The sequence below is a fragment of the Muricoprocola aceti genome (assembly GCF_025567005.1).
GTDB lineage: Bacteria > Bacillota > Clostridia > Lachnospirales > Lachnospiraceae > Marvinbryantia > Marvinbryantia aceti.
Genome location: NZ_JAOQKE010000017.1, coordinates 45,260 through 69,283, shown reverse-complemented (window position 1 = coordinate 69,283; position 24,024 = coordinate 45,260). Strand labels below are relative to the sequence as shown.

The following is a 24,024-nucleotide window of genomic DNA, read 5'->3' as shown; positions in this document are numbered from 1 at the left end:
ATGAAGGAAGAACACCCTCTTCTGTTATCTGATTTATAGAAACTTGTTAATCAAGTAGTCTTCATTGACTACATCATTATTATACTAGGAGTTCATTTTATGATATCTACAAAAGCGCGTTACGCCTTGCGCGTAATGCTGGATCTGGCGCAGCAGCCTTCTGACCAGTATATTCCTTTGAAGGCTATTGCACAGCGTCAGCAAATTTCTGAAAAGTATCTGGAGATTATTCTGAAGAATCTGGTGAAAGCCCAGTTTCTGAAAGGTGTTCGTGGAAAAGGTGGCGGTTATATGCTGACCAAGAAGCCAGAAGAATATCTCATTGGAGAAATTATTGAACTGACAGACGGCCCTCTGGTCTCTGTTGCATGTAATATGCCGGGTGCAGAAGAATGCCAAAGAAAAGACCAGTGTATCACGCTTCCGCTGTGGCAAAAGTATGATACCATGGTCCATGATTTCTTTTTCCATATTACTTTAAAGGATCTGCTGGAGGGGAACTACTAAGGTTCCTCTTTTTTTAATCTTCGTCAATCTCTGATTTTTTATGATGATGATGTCTCTTATGCTCTGCTTCTCCGCATACAATACAATTCTTTACTACTTCTCCGTATTTCGTAAAATCCCAGGCTCCATAGGCCACCATCGGGCTGTCTTTCATAATGCAGAGGCTGATGGTTTCGTAAAGAATGATACCGTCCTGGCTGGCAATGCATCGGAATAATTCATTGCCAAAATAGTCTTTGATATATCCCAGCACATCCCCTTCCCGGAAAGTTTCTCCCGGCTGCTTTGTCGGATACCAGCATCCTTCCACAGGGGCATCTTCGTAAATGGCAGGACTGACATCAATCGGTGTCTTTTCATGACGATGTGCCTGTCCCTTAAATACTCCCAGATAACGCAGTATGTTTTTCACATCATGCACATCTTCGTCCACCAGACTCTGACACCACTGACTGCTGTGTCCTCGCTCCAGTAAAATACTTGGGATGCCAAGGGATCCTGCATAATTATATGCACCACCTGTATTGCACTGTGATTCTACCAGCAGATCCACATGAGCAATCTCTGCCATCTCACGGCTCTTTTTCACCACATAATCACTGGCATTGCCCAGACAATATACATAGGAAACCAGCCCTTCAAATCCGTCCCCGCAATGCAAATCAATATAGTAATCCGCTAATGGAAAAAATTCCCGTTCTACTGTATAGGCGATACGCTCCGCAGTTGTTCCAAGCATACTTCCCGGAAATACCCGGTTCAGATTCTTGCCGTCTTCATATACAAGGCTCATGGTACGATGCTCAAACCCGCTTGGATTCATCAGATGAATGATGATCACCTGTCCGTTGATCTTATCCGGCTCCAGGTCATGAGATAACTGAATCGCAGACTGGATTCCCACATATTCTGCATTGTGTACACCACCTGATATCAATACAGTTTCACCATCCGTAGTTCCGCAGATCAGTGTCACCGGAAGCTGGATACGGGTTCCTTCTACTGATATAAATCCGTTGACTTTTTCTCCTCTTTTTGCAGTAAGTCCACCAATTGTAACTTGTTCCATAAGTCTCTCCTTACTTTTTCTCACTGTTTTTTCAACATTTTTCTGCTTACATCCACAAAACAAATAATAAATGCGATCATAGCCAGAGACCAGGTGATAGGATATACTGCTGCCACCATCCTCAGGCTATGGAACTGATCTACAAATAATTTCAAGATTCCAATTCTGCAAATGCAAAGTGTCACAATTACAATTATCATAGACGGAATTGTTTTTCCCACGCCTCTTACCAGCCCTCCGGTCACTTCCATAATCGAATAGATGAAATAAAACGGGAAAGATACACCTATGATCTGCAATCCCAGACGGATTACATTTTCATCCCGACAGAAAATACCCAAAATCGTTCTTCCAAGCATCAGAATGACCGTTGAAAGTATCATTATAACAGATGCAGAAATTATATTACACACAATCGCACTTTTCTTGATTCTCTCATATTTTCCAGCTCCGTAGTTCTGTCCGGCGAAGGTCACAATACTCTGTCCAAAGGCAACAATCGGAAGATACAATATGTTTTCCACACGGAAGTAAACTGTAAATGCTGCTACTGCATCCTCTCCAAATCCATTGATATAGTACTGCACTACCAGATTGGACAATGTAAGAATCATCGCTTGTATTCCCAACGGAATCCCGATTTTGATGATCGTTTTGCTCATCCGTCTTTCGATCTTCCATCTCTGTCTCAGTAAGTTTTCTTTTCGGAAAATGTATACCATTAAAAATACTGCCGTAAAAGTCTGTGATACGACGGTCGCCAGAGCCGCACCTGCCACACCCCAGCCAAGCATTGCGATAAAGCACCAGTCCATACACACATTTAAAAAGCCACCGGCAGCCAGTACCAGAAACGGGGTTCTAGAATCCCCCATGGCCCTTAAAATTCCGGCGCACATATTATAAATAATCATAGACATAATTGCCAACAGATAAATCCGAATGTACACCAGCGCCTGCGCCAGTATCGACGCCGGCGTATTCAAAGCTCGAAGTGCCCAGTCTGCCAGCAGCTGACCTGCTGCCATCAAAAGAATTCCTCCGGCTAATGCAAGAAATAACGCATTTTCCATGCTTTTTCGCACATTTTCTTTATTCTTTGCGCCCCAATACTGGGCTGTTATTACACCTGCGCCAACAGATATGCCGGTGAATAGACCGATCAGGCAGGTTACAAGAATTCCACTTGCCCCCACTGCTGCAGCCTCTGTTTTTCCCATATAATTTCCCACAAAAATCAAATCAACAGTGCCGTATAATTGTTGGAACAGACTGCCCAAAAACAGTGGCAATGCGAATAAGATAAACCCTTTTGCAATACTTCCTTCGGTTAAATTCGTATTCTTCATTACTTCTTTCCGCCATAGAGATGGCAGGCTACCTGGTGTCCAGGCTCTACTTCTGTCATCTGAGGTTTTTCTTTTTTACAGATATCCATACATTGTTCGCATCTTCCCTGGAATGGACATCCTTTCGGCAGATCCAACGGACTTGGTGCTTCACTTTCGATACTTTCAATTGGTTTTGAAAAATCCATATGAATATCAAATACTGCACCCATTAATGCTTTTGTATAGGGATGCATGGCTTTGGAAGACAATTCTGAACCCGGAAGTGTTTCTACCAGATTTCCCAGATACATGACTGCGATCTGATGTGCAACCTGCTGAACCAGTGCAATATCATGACAAATAAATCCAAACGTAATATTCTTTTCTCTCTGAAGTTTGGTGATCAGTTCAATGACTGTCTTCTGAACAGATACATCCAGTGCTGAAGTTGCTTCATCCAATACCACAATTTCAGGTTCCAGAGCCAGCGCTCTTGCAATGGCAACACGCTGTCTTTGTCCGCCACTCATATTATGTGGATATCGATCTGCAAAATCTCCCGGAAGTTCTACCATTTCCAGAAGCTTTCTGCATACTGCGTCTTTTTCAGATTTTTTGATTTTCTTAAAGTTCATTAACGGCTCGCATACAATATCCCTGATGATCATCTTCGGATTAAACGATAAAGCAGGATCCTGAAATACCATCTGTACATTCTGACGGCTCTGACGAAGTTTCTCACCATGCAATTTTGTAATATCTGTGCCGCGATAAAGAATTTCTCCTTCCGACGGCTTATCTAAAGAAACCAGGAATCTCATAAAAGTACTTTTTCCACATCCGGATTCTCCCACAAGACCAAGTGTTTCTCCTTTATACATCTTCAGACTGATATCATCATTTGCCAGCAGCGTCCTTCCATGGGAAGCCGGAAATTTTCTGGTTATATACTTTGCTTCCAATATTACTTCTCTTTTTTCAGACATAACGTTCACCTCCAAGAGACGGAACAGCATCCAGAAGCTTTCTGGTATATTCATTTTGGGATTCCTTCAGAATATACTCTCTTGTTCCCTGATCTTCTATTATTCCCTGTTTCATAACAATAATATAATCCGACATATATGCAGCCACGCCAAGATTATGTGTCACTACAATAATACTGGTATTGTAATCATCTCTCAGCTGCATCATCTGACGCACAATCTGAGCCTGCGTCGTCACATCCAGTGCCGAAGTCGGTTCATCTGCCAGTAACAGTTTTGGCTGATAAGTCATACCCATGGCAATTCCAACACGCTGTCTCATACCACCGGACAGCTGAAACGGATAAGAATTCATAATATTATCTGCTGCCGGAAGTCTCATACGCTCCAGCATCATAATTCCTTTGTTCCATGCTTCCTTTTTGGAAATCTTTTCATGTGTCAGAATGTACTCTGTAAATACATTTCCAATCTTTTTCGTAGGGTTCATCATGGCACCACTATCCTGAAAAATCATAGAAATATCTGTACCACGCAGTTTTCTCCATTTTTCAGAATTGTAAGCCAGAAGATCCTCTCCCTCTAATGTGATCTGTCCTGCTGTTACCTTTCCGCCACCAGGGAGTAATCCCAAAATTGCGCGGATCACCGTAGTTTTTCCACTTCCTGATTCTCCCACCAATGAAATAATCTGTCCCTGTTTCATACTCATATTAAAATGCTGAACCGTCGGAACATTTTTATAGGAGATGGTCACATCTTTTAATTCAAGCATCGTTCTACCTCCTATTCACTCTTTGGATCCAGGATATCCCTGATGGAATCTCCAAGCATATTGAATACAACAACGACGATAAAAATTGCAAGTCCCGGAAAGATCATCAGCCATGGTGCTGACTGCATACAGGCTCTTCCCTCATTCAGCATATAGCCCCATTCCGGTGCAGGAGGCTTCGCGCCAAATCCCAGAAAGGACATTGCTGCCAGCTCCAGCATCATAGATCCCACATCTGTTGCTGCTGTAATAATCAAAGTTGGCAATGCATTCGGAAGCATATAGCGAAGCAACATATACGGAGTCTTAGAACCTGTTACGATTGCAGCAGATACATAATCGCGGTCACGAATCTTTAAAACCAGACTTCGTGCCAGACGGGCATATTTGGTCCAGCTCACTACTACAATTGCAATAATCGCATTTTTGATACTGGCCCCCATAATACCGGCAACCGCAAGGGCCAGTACCAGTCCAGGGAAAGCAAGCATCATGTCTGCAATTCGCATGATTACAGCATCCACGATTCCTCCAAAATAGCCAGAAATAACACCTGTTACTGTTCCAACCAGAAAAATTAACGCAACCACGCCAAATGTAGCTGTCAGAGATGCACGGGCACCATAAATCACTCTTGTAAAAATGTCGCGCCCCATCTTATCTGTTCCAAAAATGTGCTCTTTACTCGGCGGAAGCAATGCATCTACCAGAGATCCTTTCAACGGATCCACACCACCTGTTACAACAGGGGCAAATATTGCTGCCAGAATAATAAGCAGTGCAAGAATAGAAAACACGACAAACGTTTTATTCTGTAAAAATCTGTTTTTCTTCATAGTTCTCTACTCCTTTAAACGCATACGAGGATCAATGTACACATAAGATGCATCTACAATCAGATTAATTACCATGTAGATCAGTGCAAGCCATAATACATATCCCTGAATCAGATTATAATCACTGGATGTGATTGCTGAAACTGCCAGATTTCCCAGTCCCGGGTAAGAAAAGATGACTTCTACTACACTGGTTCCCCCAAGGAGGGAACCAATGGAAAGACCAAACATGGTAATCAGTGGAAGTAAGGAGTTCGGAAAAACATTCTGCCAGATAATTTTGGATCTTTTTACACCTCTGGCTTCTGCACCAATGACATAATCCTGGCTTAATTCATCCAATACTGCTGTTCGTACCTGTCTGGTATACTTGGATGACATTGCAATCGCCAGTGTCAGCGCAGGAAGAAATAAGCTCTTAAAGTCTCCTGCTGAACTGATTACCGGAAATGCATGGATGTATACACAAAATGCCAGAATCAATAATAAGCCTACCCAAAAGTTAGGCATAGCGCACCCCAGAAATGTAATTCCACGGACAAGATAATCAATCCATTTATCTTTATAGAGTGCAGATAACATTCCAAGTGGCACGGACAGAATCAACATCATGACCATAGACATCAATGTCAATTTCAGGGTCGGCCAGAGTCTTTCTGCCAGCAGTTCTGTTACCGGTCTGTTCAGACTGTAGGATTTTCCAAAATCTCCCTTCAGGCAATTCCCAAGCCATCTGGTATACTGCTGCAAAAATGGATCATTTAATCCCATTTCCTCTCTTGTCTCCTGAATCATCTCTTCTGATGGCATCACACCGGTTGCCGTATACATGTTACGCACAGGATCACCCGGTGACATAAACGTCAGTGCAAATGTGATAAAACTGATTCCCAGTAATACAACGACAATCTGCAAAAGACGTTTTGCTATTTGTTTTTTGCTCAAAACGAACACTCCTTTTTGCTTTACTCTTATTCAGCCGGTACAATTTCAGTAGACAGCCAGTAGTAATCTGCTGTGTGGATATGTGCAGATCCGACTTTTGCATTATTGTAAATCATAGATGAGTTATAGTATCCGTCAATCAGAACTGCGGCATCATCGATCAGAATCTGCTGCATCTGGAAGATGATATCTTTTCTCTTTTCCGGATCCATTTCGCTTTGTAATTCCTTATATAATTCATCATATTCCGGATTTGAATATGCGCAGTAAGAGGTATCCGTCGCCCAGTTTGCCATAAAGGCCAGAGGATCTCCTGTACCAACTGTCATCCAGTTATTATTATTGAGATCATAATCCAGAGCTGCCAGTTTGCTCCACTGATCATCAGAGCTGCCGTATTCCGGAACCACACCGATACCAATTTCTGCCAGATACTGTGCATTAGCATCTGAGAAATCATTCAGCAGACGGTTTTCGTAAGAAATATATCTCAGATTGATGTTCTGACCATCCAGTTCACGGATTCCGTCTCCGTCTGTATCCACAATTCCTGCTTCATCCAGAATCTGTTTTGCCTTTTCCGGATCATAGGTATATGGATTTTCCAGTTCATCATAACCATAGTTCAGTGTAGATGGCAGAACTGAGAAACCTGGAGTATAAAGTCCGCCAATTGTCTTTGAGTTACAAATTGTATCATCGTCAATTGCCATCAGTATCGCCTGACGCAGTGTTTTGTTGCCCAGCACTCCGTTAAAGTTCATCCATGAAAATCCGCAGCGCACACCAGATGCAATATCTACTGTATACGCATCGCTTTCCTGAAAGCTCTGAATATCTGCTACGTTCGTAATATTTTCTACCAGGTCTACCTGTCCACTCTGAAGTGCCATTGCCTTTGCGGAGTTGTCTCCCATAAACATCAGATTTACTTTGTCATAAGGTACATCTTCACGATAATATTCATTGGCAGCCAGTTCATATCCAACACCAACACCATTAAACTTTTCGATTTTGTAAGGACCGGTACCGATAATTCCATTATCGAAGTTCTCGATATGCTCTACGTCTGTGATACCCATCGTCGGATGACAGAGCTGCCCCATCAGATTCGCATATGGTTTACTTGTTTTAATGAAAATAGTATTTGCTTCATCATCAGCTGTTACTTCTGCTTCAAATTCCAGATATTTTTCTGGTTTTGCTGATCCGGATGGTCCTACTTCTTTCATATGATCAAAGTATGCTTTCACTTTGGATGGAGTCAGATCACAGCCGTCAGAAAACTTGATACCATCTTTCAGCTTAATCGTCCACTCTGTATGTTCATCATTTACTTCGTAACTTTCTGCCAGCCATGGTGTTACTTCCATATTGTCATCAAATTTGAACAGGGCTTCCGCAATTCCGTATCTCATGGCATTCCATCCAGCATTTTCATCCATGGCACTATTTACTACACCATCTGTATACATGGCACATCCAAAGTTCAATACCTTATCTTCTGCATTTGCGGTAATTCCCATAGACAGCAGTGCTGCGGTTGCTGCTGCAATCATCATGGCTTCTCTTTTTTTGTTTTTCATTTTCTTTCTCCTTATCCTTATCTTTTTGTTGCATTATTATGATGATATCGGTGTTTTCACATCTCTATCTTTTCATACTAATTCTAATTCATATGGAACTGCATTTATCTATTTCATAATTTTTCTGTAAACGCTTTAAATGAGTCAAAGTCTGCTGATGGTTCCTGAACCCCGGACATAGTACGTCCCATATTCTTCACAAACCGGAAGTACCTGTTCCAGATCAGTAGAAAGAAAAGAGATAATCCCTTTCACTCCCTTTTCATGCAATTCTTCTATAAATGTAATTTCATCTTCTGCACTGAGGATTCCTGTTGAATAGATAAAATCTACAAGAAACGTGATATCAATATAGTTTTCCAGATAATTTTGAAATGCTCTTACTTCTGCTTCGTTAACCATTTTTTCATATCATACTGCCCTCATATTACAAAATATTTCCACTTTTTCTTCCCGACGCGTAATAAAAATGCAATATCATATGAATTGAATGAAATAAAAAAGCACCCTTTTATTGCTTTTAGGGTGCGCTGTAAAACATACTATATTGTTCTCTTATACACCGTAAGAAGTAACCAATTCCCTAATGTATGCAGGTCTCCTGACTTGAGTTCTGCATCTGTTATCGTCTTCCCACAATTTCTGCAGTGACATTATGATAACCGACTCCCTCTTACAGTGGCGGGACCGTACCGGACTTACACCGGTTTCCCTTTTCATCTTGCTTTCGGCAAGAACATACATCAAATATCTAATTATTTTTAATATAATGGTTCATGAAACAACTGTCAATAGTATTTATAAAAAATGTCTTCTCTTTATAACAGTTTCGCCTTCTGACTGAACCATCACTTCCATCAGTTCGTTATAAAGGTCCTTGCCATAATGTCCGCCCATTCTGGTTCCTCCTCCGTAGTTTGCTGAAAAAAACATACTACAGAACCGTATTTTTTGCGAATAGCGCGAAAAAAGGCTTCGTCAAAATGATGGTGGGAATCCTTTTTTAAAAACCGTTTCCAATTGCCGACATACAATATGCATCCAGCCCTTTCCAGGTTTTCTCACTGTTGATATTTCTAACTGATACTCCTATTCCTTTTTGTTTGCATGATTCCAATATTTTGGCACTCACTTTTGCCCTTTTTATGCACAAAAATACGCGGTTTTTTCCACTTTTCAGTTTCTCTGCCTTTTGAACCATGGCTTCCACTGACTCTGATTTAGGAATATAGCCGATTTCTGCGACTGGATCCATTTCTTTCACCCATTTCAGATATTGAAAGTTAAAAGAGATCCACACTACACGATTCTGCAATCCTGACTCCTGCACCATTTTATAAACCTTGCGAAACTTTGCTTTTGTCAACCCGCTTCCATTCTTCAGTTCCAGATACGGTATCACATCCTTCTGTACACAATATCTCAACACTTCTTGTAAGCTTGGTATCTTTTCCCCTGCATACTTTGATGACTTCCATGATCCGGCATCCAGTTTCCGAAGCTGTGCATAGGTATATTTATCTGCTCTCCCATGCCCATTTGAAGTACGATCTACCCGCGCATCATGCAAAATCACCGGTACATTATCTTTCGTAAATTGAATATCACATTCAATATACTGATATCCTTTATCTGCTGCCAGTAAAAATGATGCCATAGTATTTTCTGGTGCCCTGAAACTGTATCCCCTGTGTGCTACCCGGTATGTCTGTTTCTCTTCCGTTTTCTTTTGTCCGACTACACGTATCAGACAGCTATATGTTTTTTTGTTCTTGCCCGTGCAGGTAATCCATGCTGTTCCACAGCTGTTTGTATTTATTTTTCCATTCTGCACCGTTGCAACCGCCGGGTTTGATGTTTTCCACTGTATGGCTCTGTCCCCCTTTAATCTCAATCTGACAGACTTTCCCATCTGCAGCAGATACTGTCTGGACGACAATTCTGGCTTCTTTGCTGCCATACAGTCCTTCGATCCGGCACACAGCAACATCAACAGCAATAACAATAGCATTCTTCTTCCCTGTTTCATTTTTCCCCCTTATCTGGCAGCTTCCTGCCTGCTGTATTATCAGCTGCTTTCTCCCTTTCCACAGCATATTTTTTTAATCATAACATAAAAACAGAGCAGTGCAAGTATAAATCTATACTTTTTACTGCTCTGTATTATCATTCTATATCATTTCAACCACTCAGACCATCTGTGCTCCTGCACTGGTCAGTGCCTTGCGTACTGCTTTTGCTACTGCATAAGCTGCTGCCAGAGATACCAGATCCTTTACCAGATATGGTGCGGAGCCTGTCAGGAATGCACCCCATGCATTCAGTCCGGTTACAATGCTCAGCTGGATCACTCCAAGGATATGACAGCAGGCCAGACCTGCTACGGACAATCCGATCAGTGCCGGCATAGATCTTTTCTCATATCCAAGACCACACAATGCAACCATTGGAAGGAAGCCCCAGATATAACCGCCAGCCGGGCTAACTGTGAATCCTAATCCACCGGAAAATCCCGCAAATACCGGAACTCCCACAGCACCAAGTAGAATATAAACAACTGTCGATGCCAGTCCATACCGCCATCCCAGAATATATCCTGCCAACGCCATAGCAAAGGTCTGCATGGTTACCGGTACACCCGATGGAAGGGGAAACTGAATCTGAGACATGACTGCCATCACTGCAGCCAACATGCCTGTCATTACCACTTTCTGAATAGAACTCTGTGTTTTCATTTTTTCATTACTCCTCGCTCTTGTATTGTTAACTTTTCATATAACTCAGTTGACAATATTATAGGTGTAATGTTTTTATTTGTCAACCATTTTTCTTTTCCAGTTGACATACTCTGGTTACAAAAAGCAGAAATCATCATTCTAATCTCTGCTTTTTATACTCATGACCGGTTCTCCCAGCCTGATTTCTTCTTTATCTGTTATCTTAATCTCCGGGAACTCTCTGCTGTTCGTCACAAATACTGCGGTAATCGGATCATAGCCTTTTTCCTTCAGAAGCTTCAGATCGATTCGAATCAGTTCCTGTCCTCTTTTTACCTGTTCTCCCTCTGCCACACGAAGCTGAAATCCTTTTCCTTCCAGTTCTATCGTATCGATACCCACATGAATCAGTATTTTTTCGCCATTTGTTCCTTTTATGGCTATGGCATGTCCTGTCTGAGCAGTCATAATAATCATTCCGTCAAATGGTGCCACAATCTTTCCCTTAGAAGGTAAAATTCCGATTCCTTTTCCCACAAGTCCCTGTGAAAATGTCTCATCCGGTATCTTCTCCTGTGGAATGATCTTCCCTTCTGCCGGTGCTCCCACGTTGCTTGTTCCATCCGTATTCTCATCCTGTTCCTTCCAGAATATTCCGGTAAGGATGAAAGAAATGCCTCCGGCAACTATCAGCATCAGTATATACTGCTTCGTACAGTCCAGTGTGATCAGCATGGCCAGCAGTCCGGTCACTCCATAAGAAGATCCATATACTCCAAGCATACTTCCCGTGGCTGCGCCAAAAGCTGCTCCAATCATTCCACATATCAGTGGCCGGATAAATCTTAAATTGATTCCAAAAATAGCAGGCTCTGTAATCCCCAGTGCTGCTGATATACTGGCCGGAAGCGCCACTGCTTTTACTTTTCTGCTTCTGGTTTTGAAAAATACAGCAAGACATGCCATACACATGGCAAAATTTGCTGAGGAAGATACCTGTATCCACATATTTTTTCCGGTCTCAGCCAGCATGCCGGTCTCCAGTACACCAAACATATGATGCGTACCAAATACGACGGTAAGAGGATACGCCGCTCCACATAAAAAAGCTCCGATACCAAGTGGCAACCGCAACGTAAATCTGGTAATATCCACAATCAGATTTTCCATTTGCACAAAAAATGGTCCGATCATTGCCATCGTCAGAAACGCTGTCACAATTATCGTAACTAGAGGCGTCACGAACAGATCCAGTATTTCCGGTACATGGCGATGCATCCATTTTTCGATTTTACACATCAGCCAGACAGCAATGATCACCGGTATCACATGTCCCTGATAATTCACTCTGCGGATATGGAATCCCAGTATATTCCAATAATTGACCATGTTCGGTGAACTGGCTGCGCTCCATGAAACCAACAGTTCTCTGTGCATCAGTAATAATCCTAATGTACCGCCCAGATACAGATTGCCACCAAACAAACGGGCTGCACTGACTGCTACCAGCACCGGAAGATAGGTAACGGCAGTATTAGCCACCAGATTCAGCCAATTGTAAAAATCACTGGTGGTATAGTCCGGAACCAGTCTGCTCATGGCACCCAGGATCCCCATTAATAATCCGGATGCCACAATAGCCGGCAAAATTGGAATGAATACATTTCCCACTACCCGAATTATTCTGGTCACTGCACTGACTATGCCTTTTTTTTGTTCTTCCCTGCTCTCTGACAGCTCGGATAATCGGATAAAACGGTGCAGTTCGTGATAAACTTTATTTACCGTCCCGGCACCGATAACAATCTGCAGCTGACCGTTTCCCTCTATGACACCCTGCACACCTGGGATCTGTTCCAGTTTTTCCCGGTTCACTTTACCGATTTCTCTGAGTCGTACTCTCAGTCTGGTAGCACAGTGCTGTATATTGATCAGGTTTTCATTCTCTCCCAGAGCACTGTAGATACTTCCCGCACATTCTCTGTAATTTAGTGCCATTTTTTATCCTTCTTCAAATATATCTTTTTTCGTCCAGTTCTCAGGTATTCTGGTCAGCACTGCATCCTCGATCATCTCTTTTTCGAATACATCAAAGCTTTTATTCACGATTCCCATCTGAATCGCCTGCAGTGGCGAAAGGCCGGAACGCATCGTCCTGATTGCACCTGTCAGCCCACGGAAATCCAGTGATTTCGTGGATATCTCACCATTGGATGCTTTCGTCTGCAGATCCTGAAACAATCCTGCGAATTGTTCTGCCGCTGCTTTCTTCAGATCCGGGAAATATTCCGACAACAGGACATGCAATGTCTCTGCATCCAGTGGCGGCATATCAATCACCATAAATCTGGAGATCAGTGCCTCATTCAGTTCTTTCGTTCCCGCATATCCATAATTCATCGTACCAATAAAACGGGTCGCCGGGTGCAGCACGATTCTGGAATACCCTGGTACATCAATGCTTCTGCGGTAGTCCAATGTCGCATGCAATACCGATACCGCATCATTCTTCGCCATATTAATCTCATCCAGAATACCAAATCCACCATACTGAGCACACTCATAGATCGGTCCTTTTCGAAGCTGTACTTCGTTATTTTTAAATGTATCTGTTCCTATCAGTGCCGCACTGTCTGTGTTCACATGGAAAGAAACATTATAGGATGGTCTTCCAAACAGCCATGCTAAAGTCTCACAAAGTACATTCTTTCCGGTTGCCTTGGCTCCAGAGAGGAGAATGTTCTCTCCGTGAAGCAGTGCGGCAATCGCCATCTCCAGAATCTCTTTTCCGTAGAACAGCATCTCTGGTCTGCTGATCCGCTCTTTTACTGCCTCATCTGTCTCATACTGTTCCCGAAAGGCCAATAATTCTGCAACCAGTTCCCCGCCAATCTGCATCCCCTTCAGATACTTTGTAATCATCTGCTTTTCTGTCTCCATATTCCCCATCCTGTTATTTTTTCTTAAAGTGTGTGAATAAATCTCATAAATGCTTCTCTGCCCTGTGGTGTCACCTTGTACACACCGGCATCTTCCAGAACCTTCACAAATACTTTTCCGATCTCCTGTTCCAGAATACTGTCAATATTCTCTGCATTAATCTCCTGATAAGATGGCAGGAATTCTGCGACCCATTTTGCATGCTTTTCCAGTGTCTCATTGGATGCAATGTCTTTGCCTTCCAGAATATATTTTTTCAGCAGCTCCATCTCACCCTTTAAACGCGCCGGAAGAACAGCAAGTCCCATTACTTCAATTAGACCAATGTTCTCTTTCTTGATATGATGCAGTTCTGCATGTGGATGGTATACGCCAAGCGGATGTTCCTCTGTAGTGATATTGTTACGCAGAACCAGATCCAGCTCGTAGTTTTCTCCATTCTTACGGGCAATCGGTGTAATGGTATTGTGTGGTTCTCCATTGGTCTCGGCATAGATAAAGGCTGCCTCATCCGTATAGTCTCTCCACTGCTGCAGAATATGATCTGCCAGATCAATGATACGTTCTGTACTTCTTCCGCTGAGACGAATCACAGAAAGAGGCCACTTTACAATACCTGCCTTCACGGTCTCATAACCTGGTATGCTGATCTCCTTCTCTATTGGAGCTTTTGCCATAGCAAAGGTATAGTTTCCACCCTGGAAATGATCATGTGTCAGAATAGAACCGCCTACAATCGGTAAATCTGCATTAGATCCCAGCATATAATGTGGAAACTGCTTTACAAAATCAAACAACTTGATGAAGGTTTCTCTGTTAATCTTCATCGGTGTATGCTGCCCGTTAAAGACAATACAGTGTTCATTATAATATACATACGGAGAATACTGAAATCCCCACTTACTGTCATTGATCGTAATCGGGATAATCCGGTGATTCTCCCTGGCCGGATGATTCAGACGTCCTGCATATCCCTCGTTCTCAAAACAGAGCTGACACTTTGGATATGCGGTATTCACTGCCGTTCTTGCTGCAGCGATAGCTTTCGGATCCTTTTCCGGCTTAGAAAGATTGATCGTAATATCTATCTCACCATATGGACTGTCTGCCTTCCACTTCTGATCCTTCTTAATGCGGTAACGACGAATATAGTCATTATCCTGACTGAACTTATAAAACCAGTCAGTGGCTTCCTTCGGAGACACTGCATACTTGCTGCGAAATGTCTCCTGCACCTGTGCAGGTCTCGGTGTCAGACAATTCATCAGTCTGGTATCAAACAGATCTCGATAAGCGATACTGTCTGGAATCAGTTCCCGGCACACTGCTTCATCCAGTAAATCCTTCAATATCTCTTCCAGTGGACGTTCCGGTACTTCTTCCGGTTCTTCATAGCTGTCTTCCTTAAAAATATCCAGTAACAGATTGGTCGTATAAATGCGTTCACACTCTGGAACCAATCCTGTTCTGATTCCATATTCTACTAACTCGGCAATGCTTTTTGATAACATAGAGTATCCTCCCATCGGTCTGCGCTTCGATACATTTTCGCAGTTCTGTTACCATTTTAACATTTCCTGTACATATGTCAATAAATCTCTTTTATTCTCCTCGTTCTTCCCTGTCCTGATATTCTCGCTTCGTAACCAGTGACTTATAAGCCGGACGAATGATCTTATCCGTAGTCACCAGTTCTTCGATTCGATGTGCACTCCAGCCCACTATACGTGCAATTGCAAATAATGGTGTATATAATTCTCTTGGAATCCCCAGCATCTCATATACAAATCCACTGTAAAAGTCCACATTCGGGCTGACTCCTTTGTAAATCTTCCGCTTCTCGGCAATGATCTTCGGTGCTATTTTCTCGATATTATTATAAAGAGCCATGTCCTCATCTCGACCCTTTTCCTCTGCCAGCTGTTCTACGAAGTTCTTAAATACCACTTCTCTTGGATCAGAAAGAGAATAAACTGCATGTCCCATTCCATAGATCAGTCCCTTGTGATCAAAGGCTTCTTTCTCAAGGATTCTGGTCAGATAGCTCTCCACTTCTTCTTCATCACGGTAATCAGATACATGCGTACGGATATCATCCATCATCTTCATCACCATCAGGTTCGCCCCACCATGCTTGCGCCCCTTCAGAGAAGACATCGCCGCTGCGATTGCAGAATAGGTATCAGAACCAGAGGACGTCACTACTCTTGTGGTAAAAGTCGAGTTGTTACCACCTCCATGCTCCATATGAAGAAGCAGTGCTACGTCCAGCACTCTCGCCTCCAGCTTCGTATAGGACATATCCGGTCTGAGCATACGCAAAAAGTTTTCTGCTACCGACAATTCCGGATCTGGTCTGTGGATATACATACTGGAATCATTGGCATAATGATTGTACGCATGATAGCCATATACTGCCAGCATCGGAAATGTGCTGATCAGCATCATGCACTGCCGAAGGACATTGGATAATTCCAGATCATCTGCCTTCGGATCATAAGATGCAAGAGTCAGGATACTTCTTGTCATGGAGTTCATGATATCTGCACTTGGAGCCTTCATGATCACATCCCTGGTAAAATTCGTTGGCAAACTCATCTGGTCGGTAAGATTCGCCCGAAACTCTGTCAGCTGCTTCTCTGTAGGAAGTTCTCCGAATAACAGCAGATAGGCACCTTCTTCGAAAATATATTTTTTTCGAAAGCTTTCTCTGGCCAGTTCCTGCACATCAATCCCACGATACAGCAATTCACCGTCACATGGGACCTGTTTTCCATCTATTATGTCAAATGCTCTCACCGAAGAAATATTGGTCAGTCCTGTCAGGACACCATGACCATTCTCATCGCGCAGGCCCTTTTTTACCCCAAGCTCGGAATACAGCTTCAGATCAATGTTGTCATATCTGCGGCATACTTCTGCCTGTCTTACCGTATAGTCGTCTATCTGTCTCATGCGTGCTCCTCCTTCTTGCCATCTGTTTTTCTTTTCCATTTTTTCACCATTATATTCTTTGCAGACATTCCCGGTCAATTAAAAAAAAATAAACATTTCTTAAAATAGTATGCAAAACCGGTGACATTTATACAGGAAAAAAGACCCCGAAGGGTCTTGCATCATATATAATACATATCCTGTGAACTGGCAAGTTCCTGTTCATAAGTCTCCAACAGTGTCTGTAAGGTAAGATGCTCCAGGAACTGACTCATCCACTGATTCATCGGTTCAATCATCTTTTCCTGAATGACCCTGGATGCCAGATTCTCTCCATTCCCTGGATCTTCCTTTTCCAGGAGATAGTCGCCATCCAGTAGACGAATCACATCGGACAGAAAGATCTCTTCCGGTGTCCTGGCCAGAAGATATCCTCCCTGTGGTCCCTTAATGCTCCGAATCATGCCTCCCTTTCGCAGAGACATAAAGATCTGCTCCAGATATTTTACAGAAATATCATTGCGAACCGCAATGTCTCCCAACTGTATACAAGATTCTCTGGCATTCACCGCCAGATCAATTAGTGCTCGAATGCCATAGCGGCTGCGACTTGATAAATTCATGACAGATACTCCATTTCTTCTTACTTTTCCTGGTACTATACCAGTATTATATCATGTTTTCCTACTAGGTCAATAGGATATTGATTCTCCCGTTTGACATCTCTTTTCATTGGCTTATAATAAGTGTAGCTAATTTTCAAAGAAAAGAGGAGTTCTTATTATGAATATTATGATACGTGCCTATCAGACATCTGATTTACCGGATATGATCCGTATCTGGAATGAAGTCGTAGAAGATGGAGCAGCTTTTCCACAGGAAGATTTTTTAAATGAGCAGACTGGTTCCGCATTTTTCGCAGAACAGACCTGTACAGCAGTTGCTGCCGATTCTGATACCGGTAAAGTATATGGCTTGTACATTCTTCATCCCAATAATATTGGACGTTGTGGACATATCTGCAATGCCAGCTATGCAGTCAGCCGGGATTCCCGTGGACTCCATATCGGAGAAAAACTGGTTTCCGATTGTCTGAAACAGGGTGCTGTACACGGTTTTAGGGTGTTACAGTTTAACGCTGTTGTCGCATCTAATATCCATGCCAGACATCTGTATGAACGTCTGGGATTCCAGCAGCTTGGCGTAATCCCTGGAGGCTTTCGTATGAAAGATGGCCATTATGAGGATATCTGTCCATATTATCATACGTTATAATCATACTGGTCTACTCAATCCAGGTATACGAATTGACATAATATTTGTGTATAACAGAAGGCAATGCTGTCAGGAATTTCCTGACGGCACTGCCTTTTTTTACATATATCACGCTTTTGACCTGTTTTACTGTTATTTTTCCACGCTTTTCAAAAATTACTCTGTAAACAGTGGTGTTGAGTAGTATCTGTCTCCGCTGTCCGGAAGCAGTGCCACGATCACTTTTCCTTTATTTTCCGGTTTCTTTGCATACTGGATGGCTGCATAAAGGGAAGCACCGGAGGAAATACCCACCAGAATTCCTTCTTTGTGTGCCAGCAGCTTGGCTGTTGCAAATGCGTCCTCATTTTCTGCCTTGAAGACTTCATCGTATACCTTGGTGTTCAATACATCCGGTACGAATCCTGCTCCAATACCCTGAATCTTATGCGCGCCTGCTTTGCCTTCTGATAATACAGGAGAAGTTGCCGGCTCCAGTGCTACGACTTTCACATTTGGATTCTGTTCTTTCAGATATTCACCGGTTCCTGTTACGGTTCCGCCTGTACCTACACCTGCGATGAAGATATCTACTTTTCCATCTGTATCTCTCCAGATCTCCGGACCTGTGGTTGCTTTATGTACCGCCGGGTTCGCCGGGTTCACAAACTGTCCCGGGATGAAGCTGTTCGGGATCTCTTTTGCCAGTTCATCTGCCCTGGCAATGGCCCCTTTCATACCCTTTGCACCTTCTGTCAGAACAATCTCTGCACCATATGCTTTCAGGATGTTTCTTCTCTCAACGCTCATGGTCTCCGGCATCGTCAGAATGATGCGGTATCCTTTTGCTGCCGCAATGGATGCAAGACCAATTCCGGTATTACCAGAGGTCGGTTCGATGATCACAGAACCTTCTTTTAAGAGGCCTTTACTCTCTGCGTCCTCGATCATCGCCTTTGCGATTCTGTCCTTTACGCTTCCTGCCGGATTCAGATATTCCAGTTTTACCAGAACAGTTGCTTCCAGTCCCAGTTCTTTTTCAATATTGGTAACCTCTACCAGAGGTGTATTACCGATGAGATCCAGTGTTCCTTTGTAAATGTTTGCCATGTCATTCTCCTCGCTTTCTATTTTGTCCAGGTATTTTTTCACTTCCTGTTTTACTCGGTTTCTTAACTTGGCATCATAGTATCATTATATTCCTACTATGTCAATAGGTTTTTAGTAAAAACTAGGAAATATTTTATTATAAAGCATCTTCTGTCGATGATACGGACTCCACAGCCATCATTGGCGGAGCCGATGGGCCGACTAGTATCTTCCTTGCCGGAAAGCTTGACTCAGAGACAGAAGCCGAAGTGGGAAACTAAGCATCAGGGGGCTGTCCGAAAACAGCCCCCTGACTTTTTTATTCCACTATTCTATGCCAAATTCTTTCATAAGCTTCTCTCTGAATTCATCATCTTCCGTAGATCTCTGAAGATCTTCCAGCCTGTGTTCTTTCAAAAGCCTGGATGTCAGTGTTGAAATTCGCTGAGCTTCCTCTTCACGCCCTTTCTTCAATCCATCATCATACAGCATCTGTCCTAATCTCGTCATGGATAACGCCTCCTTCACTTCTTCTAATTCACCAGCACTTAAAAATTTGTCTGCCAGAGTATACAACATTGCCATCGTCTTTTCAGCAGTGACCTGTTTTTCCTGTTTGACTGTTTGTATTGCTTTTTTGATTACATCTTTTCTGCTCATCTTACTCTTCATCAATGGCGTAAGTGTCAGGTTTGCAAAATCTTCTTCACTTAACCTTTCTCCTGCTTCCAGCTTAACTTTTACCGTTCGGAAAATTTCATCTGCATCATGCCCTGTTAGATATATTGGATTCACCCTGTATGTATAAATTCCACAATCCAACTCAGTTTTTGCATTTTCAATTTCTCCCGAAAAGATAACATAAGTGATAACTTTCTTTTTCTCTTTTCGTGCCAATAAAGCTTCATATACCCGAAATCTCAGTAGGTCATCTATGATATGATCATTTGTTGTCTGAAACTCAATATGTACAATACGGTCTTCAGTCGTCAGAAAATTATAATCCATATACAAATTATCTATATGAATTTCTACTACTTCTGTTGGTGTACCATCAACAAATTCATAGTTGATATTTAAGGTTCTCAATATTCAAACCCCATTTTCATCACTGCATCTTCGTGTTTTGCTACGTTTGTCATAAGAATCTCCTTTCTGTTAATTTTGCTTTCCATCTCATAGACCAGAAAGGTTCTCTTATGTGTCTTTATATTTTATCTTCTGTAAGTTATTTTTGTGTCCTCCTGTTTATTAATTGTAACATATACTTGTCCAAATGGTATATATTATTTTTTTCATTTCATATCATTTACATTCTAAATTCTGAAACTTTCCAAACATAAATCAGGAGACAGAGATTCTTATTTCTTCTCTGTCTCCTGAAATTTATGCATCTACGATTTCTTTTACAAGTTCTTTCTTCTGGCTGCTGCCAAAAAAAGCACGCCCCATAATGATTCGGTCTGCACCGTTTCTGATACAGTCCAATGCTCTTTCCAGATTCAGCCCACCATCCACACTTAACATTGTGTTTCTCTCTTGCTCTGTTATCAGATGTTTGATACACCTGATCTTTTCGTATGTACTCTCTATAAATACAGATCCTTCTCTCCCTGGTACGGTACTCATCACCAGTATTTCTTCTGCTTCTTCCAGATAGGGCTTTATTTCTTTCCATTCACTTTCCGGTGATATGGCAATTCCGGCACGTATACCTTTTTCTTTTATTTGCTGAAGTATTTCCAGATTTTCTTTTTTCTTCCCTGCTTCCAGATGAATGGTGATTCCTACCGGTTCCAGTGAAAAATAAGGATCCAGCATTTCTTTTGTCATATATGCCATAAAATGAAAATCCTGATCAATGGAATAGACTTTTTTTATCTGTTTCAGCCAGACTGGATTCAATCCAAATAATGGTACAAAATGTCCGTCCATAATATCCACATGCAATGATGTAATTCCTGAACTTCTGGTCTGCTGCAGATCCTCATTCATTTGCAGAATATCTGCTGCGAACAGGGAAAGCGACAATTTTGCCATATTGTTCTCTCCCTTCTTTAATTTCCTGTCTGTGCGAAAAGTCTTTCTCCCACCTCTCCGCCCGGATGGATCACCAGAAATTCTTCTTTCGTATAACCATTATGATTTGCCAGAGTAATGGACATTGCATCAAATACTGCAATTACAGCCAGGGTACTTGCAGTTGCGAGCATATTGAAAGCATCTGGCTCTCTTTCAATCTTTATCTTTAATAAAAAATCACTTTTCTGTGCCAGATTACTTTCCTCCGTCTCCGTAACAAGTACCGTTCTAAGCCCCTTCTTTTTACAACTGTCTATCATTGATTCAAGTTCCACTGTATGCCCACCCTTTGAGAAAAGAATGATCAGATCATCTTCCTGAAGTACTCCCATACCGCCATGTAATGCATCAGAAGGAGAAAGAAAAAATGCAGGTCTGTTAATGCAATTCAACGTATGAGCTATTTTTTTTGCTGCAGCCCCGGAAGTCCCACATCCACAGGTAATTACTTTTCCATTGCATTCATTTAACAGTAACAGCATTTGGTTCACATCATCCTGATTCAAATGATCTGCCAGTTTCTGTATTTCTGCCGCTTCTTTTTGTAATACTGTTTTTACACTGTCAAATCCTGTTCTATTTTCTTCCCTGTCCATAGTATGCGTCTTCTCCAAATTTCCTGTTATAATGCTTATTTTTCAGTTCTTCCTGTATTCTGGAAAGCTTTCCGTCTGACATCGTATAATTGCAATATGCCATTTTCGAAATATATTCTAATACCTGGCTGTTTAATACCGCTCCCTTTGGTGAAGTTCCCCACACAAACGGTCCATGACTGTGTACCAGAACTGCATTCATTTTTCTGCAATCCAGTTCTGCAAACCTTTCCAGAATGACATCTCCGGTATTCTTTTCATATTCTCCGGCAATTTCTTCCGGCGTCATCAATCTGGTACACGGAATATCCCCATAAAAATAATCACAGTGAGTTGTTCCGTAAGCAGGTATGTCCTGACCAAACTGCGCCCACATCGTTGCATACTGAGAATGCGTATGCACAATTCCCCTGATACCATACTTTGCAAATGCCTTATACAACGCCACATGGGTTGCAGTGTCCGTGGATGGTGTATATTCCCCCTCAACTATTTTTCCTTCCAGATCCACCACCGTCATATGCTCCTGTTTCATTTCATCATAATGAACACCGCTTGCCTTGATTACTACCAGTCCTGTCTCCGGATCATACCCCGAAACATTTCCCCATGTGGAAATCACCAGCTGTTTTGTTACCAGATCCAGATTGGCTTCCAGTACTTCCTGCTTCAGTTTCTCTAACATATCATTTTTCCTCCGTTTCCCGAATACACTGATTCATACGTTTTTTCAGCCGTTTCATAACATCATTCTGTCCTCTTCCAAAATAATCATGCACCAGTTCGTATTCTCTGTATAATCTGTCATATTCTTTTTTATTTTCGGCATTTGGAAAATACGTCTTATCCTGAAGATTTCCCATCCGTTCTGCCGCTTCGTCTACACTGTCATAGCCACCGGATTCCTTTCCTGCTGCCAGTGCTCCCCAGATACAGGAAGATAATGCTGCGTTCTGTCTGGAACCGGCAATTCTGATCGGCCGTCCTGTTACATCTGCATAAATCTGCATCATAAACGGATTCTTCTGAGCAATTCCTCCTGCCACAATGATCTCATCCACTGGAATTTCATATTCTACGAATGTTTCAATAATCTTCTTTGTACCAAACGCAGTTGCTTCTATCAATGTCCGGTACATGTCTTCTATTCTGGTATTTAATGTAAATCCCAGCATCATTCCGGACAGGCTTCCATCCACCAGCACACTTCTGTTTCCATTCCACCAGTCCAGTGCCAGAAGTCCCGTTTCTCCCACTTTTTTCTTTGCGGCCAGTTTGTTTAAATATTCATAAATATGGATTCCCTGTTCATTTGCTGCTTTTTCATAAGACGCCGGGAGAAAATTCTCTGTCAGCCATGCGAAATGATCCCCTACACAGCTCTGTCCTGCCTCATATCCAAAATACCCAGGTACAATCCCATCTTCCACATAACCACAGATTCCTGGCACCATTTTTTCTTCTGTACACATCAGTTCATGACAGCTGCTGGTTCCCATCATAATCAGCATACGTCCTGGACCTGTTACTTTCGCTCCCACGGTCGCACCGTGAGCGTCAAAATGACCTACCGCCACCGGTGTTCCCTCCGGAAGCCCGGTCAGTTCTGCACTTGTTTTTGTCAAAACTCCTGCTCTGGTGCCAATAGACTGCACCGGTCCCCAGAATTTTTCCTCTATTACATGTTCCAGTCTCGGATCCAGTGCTTTAAAATAATCCGAAGATGGATATCCATCCTGTTTATGCCAGCAGGCTTTTGCGCCGGCAGCGCAGCTGTTCCGAATCAGCTTTCCTGTCAGCTGCATCACAATCCAGTCTGTCACTTCAAGAAATGCATCCGTATCTTTATAGATCTCCGGGCTTTCATCCAACACCTGCCATACTTTTGGAAACATCCATTCACTGGATATTTTTCCACCGTAGCGCTGAATAAATTTTTCATTTCTCGCCAGTGCTGCCTCTGTCATTTTATCTGCATAGGGTTGTGCAGCATGATGTTTCCACAGCTTCACATAAGCATTGGGACTGCCTTTCCATTTTTCCAGAAAGCAAAGCGGCGTTCCGTCCTTTTTTATTGGCAACATTGTACAGCCAGTTGTATCGATCCCGATTCCAATCACCTGTTCCGTCCTAATCCCTGCCTGTTTTATTACGTCCCTTATGGTAATCCTCAATACATCCAGATAATCTCCTGGATACTGTAAATGCCAGTCCACTCCAAGTCTGGTGCCATCCGGTAAAGTTTCACTCATCACCTTGTACTTGTATTCCAGTACACTGGTGGCTGTTTCCTCACCAGTCTCCACATCGGTCAGAAGACATCTCCCAGATAATGTTCCAAAATCAATTCCGATGGTATATTTTTTCAATATAATCC

23 protein-coding genes and 1 riboswitch are annotated in these 24,024 nt (G+C 42.4%); of the genes, 2 read left to right on the top strand and 21 right to left on the bottom strand.

From position 1 onward, the window contains the following. Positions 1 to 99 precede the first annotated feature (99 nt). Positions 100 to 507, top strand: a complete 408-nt coding sequence (locus OCV47_RS12125) for an RrF2 family transcriptional regulator (RefSeq protein WP_256300451.1) — start codon at positions 100 to 102, stop codon at positions 505 to 507. A gap of 13 nt (positions 508 to 520) precedes the next feature. On the opposite strand, the gene OCV47_RS12120 is transcribed toward OCV47_RS12125, so the two are convergent. The 15 genes from OCV47_RS12120 to OCV47_RS12050 all read right to left on the bottom strand — a co-directional run bounded on the left by OCV47_RS12120 (position 521) and on the right by OCV47_RS12050 (position 17,249). Next, positions 521 to 1,576 (bottom strand): M14 family metallopeptidase, encoded by a 1,056-nt coding sequence (locus OCV47_RS12120; protein WP_262655334.1) that lies wholly within the window; start codon positions 1,574 to 1,576, stop codon positions 521 to 523. 20 nt (positions 1,577 to 1,596) lie between these two features. Further along, positions 1,597 to 2,925, bottom strand: a complete 1,329-nt coding sequence (locus tag OCV47_RS12115) for an MATE family efflux transporter (protein ID WP_262655332.1) — start codon at positions 2,923 to 2,925, stop codon at positions 1,597 to 1,599. Next, positions 2,925 to 3,893, bottom strand: coding sequence for an oligopeptide/dipeptide ABC transporter ATP-binding protein (locus OCV47_RS12110; protein WP_262655330.1), 969 nt, complete (start codon positions 3,891 to 3,893; stop codon positions 2,925 to 2,927). Before OCV47_RS12110 ends, OCV47_RS12115 begins: the two co-directional genes overlap by 1 nt. Then, a complete protein-coding gene (locus OCV47_RS12105; protein WP_262655328.1) occupies positions 3,886 to 4,668 on the bottom strand; it encodes an ABC transporter ATP-binding protein in 783 nt (260 codons plus the stop codon). Before OCV47_RS12105 ends, OCV47_RS12110 begins: the two co-directional genes overlap by 8 nt. An 11-nt stretch (positions 4,669 to 4,679) precedes the next feature. After that, the gene (gene nikC / locus OCV47_RS12100) at positions 4,680 to 5,504 is read right to left on the bottom strand and encodes a nickel transporter permease (RefSeq protein WP_158440231.1); all 825 of its coding nucleotides are present in this window, start codon (positions 5,502 to 5,504) and stop codon (positions 4,680 to 4,682) included. Positions 5,505 to 5,510: 6 nt separating this feature from the next. Beyond that, on the bottom strand, positions 5,511 to 6,458 hold the full coding sequence (nikB, locus tag OCV47_RS12095; protein WP_334308170.1) for a nickel ABC transporter permease: 948 nt from the start codon (positions 6,456 to 6,458) through the stop codon (positions 5,511 to 5,513). Positions 6,459 to 6,475: 17 nt separating this feature from the next. Further along, the gene (locus tag OCV47_RS12090) at positions 6,476 to 8,035 is read right to left on the bottom strand and encodes an ABC transporter substrate-binding protein (RefSeq protein ID WP_262655326.1); all 1,560 of its coding nucleotides are present in this window, start codon (positions 8,033 to 8,035) and stop codon (positions 6,476 to 6,478) included. A 144-nt stretch (positions 8,036 to 8,179) separates the two neighbouring features. Continuing rightward, positions 8,180 to 8,437 (bottom strand): hypothetical protein, encoded by a 258-nt coding sequence (locus tag OCV47_RS12085; protein ID WP_262655325.1) that lies wholly within the window; start codon positions 8,435 to 8,437, stop codon positions 8,180 to 8,182. 172 nt (positions 8,438 to 8,609) lie between these two features. Next, positions 8,610 to 8,792: riboswitch (cobalamin riboswitch) on the bottom strand. A gap of 246 nt (positions 8,793 to 9,038) precedes the next feature. Beyond that, complete coding sequence (locus tag OCV47_RS12080) at positions 9,039 to 10,064, bottom strand: glycerophosphodiester phosphodiesterase family protein (RefSeq protein ID WP_262655323.1); 1,026 nt, start codon at positions 10,062 to 10,064, stop codon at positions 9,039 to 9,041. Between the two features lie 160 nt (positions 10,065 to 10,224). Further along, complete coding sequence (locus OCV47_RS12075; RefSeq protein ID WP_262655321.1) at positions 10,225 to 10,770, bottom strand: biotin transporter BioY; 546 nt, start codon at positions 10,768 to 10,770, stop codon at positions 10,225 to 10,227. 141 nt (positions 10,771 to 10,911) lie between these two features. Beyond that, a complete protein-coding gene (locus OCV47_RS12070; protein WP_262655320.1) occupies positions 10,912 to 12,750 on the bottom strand; it encodes a glucose PTS transporter subunit IIA in 1,839 nt (612 codons plus the stop codon). A gap of 3 nt (positions 12,751 to 12,753) precedes the next feature. Further along, positions 12,754 to 13,692 (bottom strand): AAA family ATPase, encoded by a 939-nt coding sequence (locus tag OCV47_RS12065; RefSeq protein ID WP_262655319.1) that lies wholly within the window; start codon positions 13,690 to 13,692, stop codon positions 12,754 to 12,756. 23 nt (positions 13,693 to 13,715) lie between these two features. Then, positions 13,716 to 15,203: a UDP-glucose--hexose-1-phosphate uridylyltransferase gene (gene galT, locus OCV47_RS12060; protein ID WP_262655318.1), complete on the bottom strand. Its 1,488-nt coding sequence runs from the start codon at positions 15,201 to 15,203 to the stop codon at positions 13,716 to 13,718. Positions 15,204 to 15,294: 91 nt separating this feature from the next. Further along, positions 15,295 to 16,647, bottom strand: a complete 1,353-nt coding sequence (locus tag OCV47_RS12055) for a citrate/2-methylcitrate synthase (protein WP_262655317.1) — start codon at positions 16,645 to 16,647, stop codon at positions 15,295 to 15,297. A 161-nt stretch (positions 16,648 to 16,808) separates the two neighbouring features. Further along, positions 16,809 to 17,249 carry an RrF2 family transcriptional regulator gene (locus OCV47_RS12050; RefSeq protein ID WP_256300399.1) on the bottom strand — a complete coding sequence of 147 codons (441 nt, stop codon included), beginning with the start codon at positions 17,247 to 17,249 and terminating at the stop codon, positions 16,809 to 16,811. Between the two features lie 160 nt (positions 17,250 to 17,409). Here OCV47_RS12050 and OCV47_RS12045 point away from each other — a divergent pair, with 160 nt between their 5' ends. Beyond that, positions 17,410 to 17,901, top strand: a complete 492-nt coding sequence (locus tag OCV47_RS12045) for a GNAT family N-acetyltransferase (protein ID WP_256300397.1) — start codon at positions 17,410 to 17,412, stop codon at positions 17,899 to 17,901. Between the two features lie 156 nt (positions 17,902 to 18,057). Here OCV47_RS12045 and cysK read toward each other — a convergent pair whose 3' ends face one another. The 6 genes from cysK to OCV47_RS12015 form a co-directional block, all read right to left on the bottom strand. Continuing rightward, positions 18,058 to 18,990, bottom strand: coding sequence for a cysteine synthase A (cysK, locus tag OCV47_RS12040; protein ID WP_256300391.1), 933 nt, complete (start codon positions 18,988 to 18,990; stop codon positions 18,058 to 18,060). A gap of 306 nt (positions 18,991 to 19,296) precedes the next feature. Continuing rightward, positions 19,297 to 20,058, bottom strand: coding sequence for an RpnC/YadD family protein (locus OCV47_RS12035; protein ID WP_262655316.1), 762 nt, complete (start codon positions 20,056 to 20,058; stop codon positions 19,297 to 19,299). Between the two features lie 297 nt (positions 20,059 to 20,355). After that, on the bottom strand, positions 20,356 to 21,009 hold the full coding sequence (locus tag OCV47_RS12030; RefSeq protein ID WP_262655315.1) for a ribulose-phosphate 3-epimerase: 654 nt from the start codon (positions 21,007 to 21,009) through the stop codon (positions 20,356 to 20,358). Positions 21,010 to 21,026: 17 nt separating this feature from the next. Next, the gene (locus OCV47_RS12025) at positions 21,027 to 21,647 is read right to left on the bottom strand and encodes a KpsF/GutQ family sugar-phosphate isomerase (RefSeq protein ID WP_117448659.1); all 621 of its coding nucleotides are present in this window, start codon (positions 21,645 to 21,647) and stop codon (positions 21,027 to 21,029) included. Then, entirely contained in the window at positions 21,628 to 22,332 is a 705-nt protein-coding gene (gene araD, locus OCV47_RS12020; RefSeq protein ID WP_117448658.1) for an L-ribulose-5-phosphate 4-epimerase AraD, read from the bottom strand. Before araD ends, OCV47_RS12025 begins: the two co-directional genes overlap by 20 nt. 1 nt (position 22,333) lies before the next feature. Continuing rightward, positions 22,334 to 24,016, bottom strand: a complete 1,683-nt coding sequence (locus OCV47_RS12015) for a ribulokinase (RefSeq protein ID WP_262655314.1) — start codon at positions 24,014 to 24,016, stop codon at positions 22,334 to 22,336. Between the last annotated feature and the right edge of the window lie 8 nt (positions 24,017 to 24,024).

Bases quoted from the DNA above. Each gene is read 5' to 3' on its own strand.
- OCV47_RS12030 (WP_262655315.1), bottom strand. From the start codon at position 21,009: ATGGCAAAATTGTCGCTTTCCCTGTTCGCAGCAGATATTCTGCAAATG.
- OCV47_RS12025 (WP_117448659.1), bottom strand. From the start codon at position 21,647: ATGGACAGGGAAGAAAATAGAACAGGATTTGACAGTGTAAAAACAGTA.
- OCV47_RS12090 (WP_262655326.1), bottom strand. From the start codon at position 8,035: ATGAAAAACAAAAAAAGAGAAGCCATGATGATTGCAGCAGCAACCGCA.
- nikC (WP_158440231.1), bottom strand. From the start codon at position 5,504: ATGAAGAAAAACAGATTTTTACAGAATAAAACGTTTGTCGTGTTTTCT.
- OCV47_RS12070 (WP_262655320.1), bottom strand. From the start codon at position 12,750: ATGGCACTAAATTACAGAGAATGTGCGGGAAGTATCTACAGTGCTCTG.
- araD (WP_117448658.1), bottom strand. From the start codon at position 22,332: ATGTTAGAGAAACTGAAGCAGGAAGTACTGGAAGCCAATCTGGATCTG.
- cysK (WP_256300391.1), bottom strand. From the start codon at position 18,990: ATGGCAAACATTTACAAAGGAACACTGGATCTCATCGGTAATACACCT.
- OCV47_RS12065 (WP_262655319.1), bottom strand. From the start codon at position 13,692: ATGGAGACAGAAAAGCAGATGATTACAAAGTATCTGAAGGGGATGCAG.
- OCV47_RS12075 (WP_262655321.1), bottom strand. From the start codon at position 10,770: ATGAAAACACAGAGTTCTATTCAGAAAGTGGTAATGACAGGCATGTTG.
- OCV47_RS12055 (WP_262655317.1), bottom strand. From the start codon at position 16,647: ATGAGACAGATAGACGACTATACGGTAAGACAGGCAGAAGTATGCCGC.
- galT (WP_262655318.1), bottom strand. From the start codon at position 15,203: ATGTTATCAAAAAGCATTGCCGAGTTAGTAGAATATGGAATCAGAACA.
- OCV47_RS12050 (WP_256300399.1), bottom strand. From the start codon at position 17,249: ATGAATTTATCAAGTCGCAGCCGCTATGGCATTCGAGCACTAATTGAT.
- OCV47_RS12085 (WP_262655325.1), bottom strand. From the start codon at position 8,437: ATGGTTAACGAAGCAGAAGTAAGAGCATTTCAAAATTATCTGGAAAAC.
- OCV47_RS12115 (WP_262655332.1), bottom strand. From the start codon at position 2,925: ATGAAGAATACGAATTTAACCGAAGGAAGTATTGCAAAAGGGTTTATC.
- OCV47_RS12125 (WP_256300451.1), top strand. From the start codon at position 100: ATGATATCTACAAAAGCGCGTTACGCCTTGCGCGTAATGCTGGATCTG.
- OCV47_RS12080 (WP_262655323.1), bottom strand. From the start codon at position 10,064: ATGAAACAGGGAAGAAGAATGCTATTGTTATTGCTGTTGATGTTGCTG.
- OCV47_RS12105 (WP_262655328.1), bottom strand. From the start codon at position 4,668: ATGCTTGAATTAAAAGATGTGACCATCTCCTATAAAAATGTTCCGACG.
- OCV47_RS12110 (WP_262655330.1), bottom strand. From the start codon at position 3,893: ATGTCTGAAAAAAGAGAAGTAATATTGGAAGCAAAGTATATAACCAGA.
- OCV47_RS12120 (WP_262655334.1), bottom strand. From the start codon at position 1,576: ATGGAACAAGTTACAATTGGTGGACTTACTGCAAAAAGAGGAGAAAAA.
- OCV47_RS12045 (WP_256300397.1), top strand. From the start codon at position 17,410: ATGAATATTATGATACGTGCCTATCAGACATCTGATTTACCGGATATG.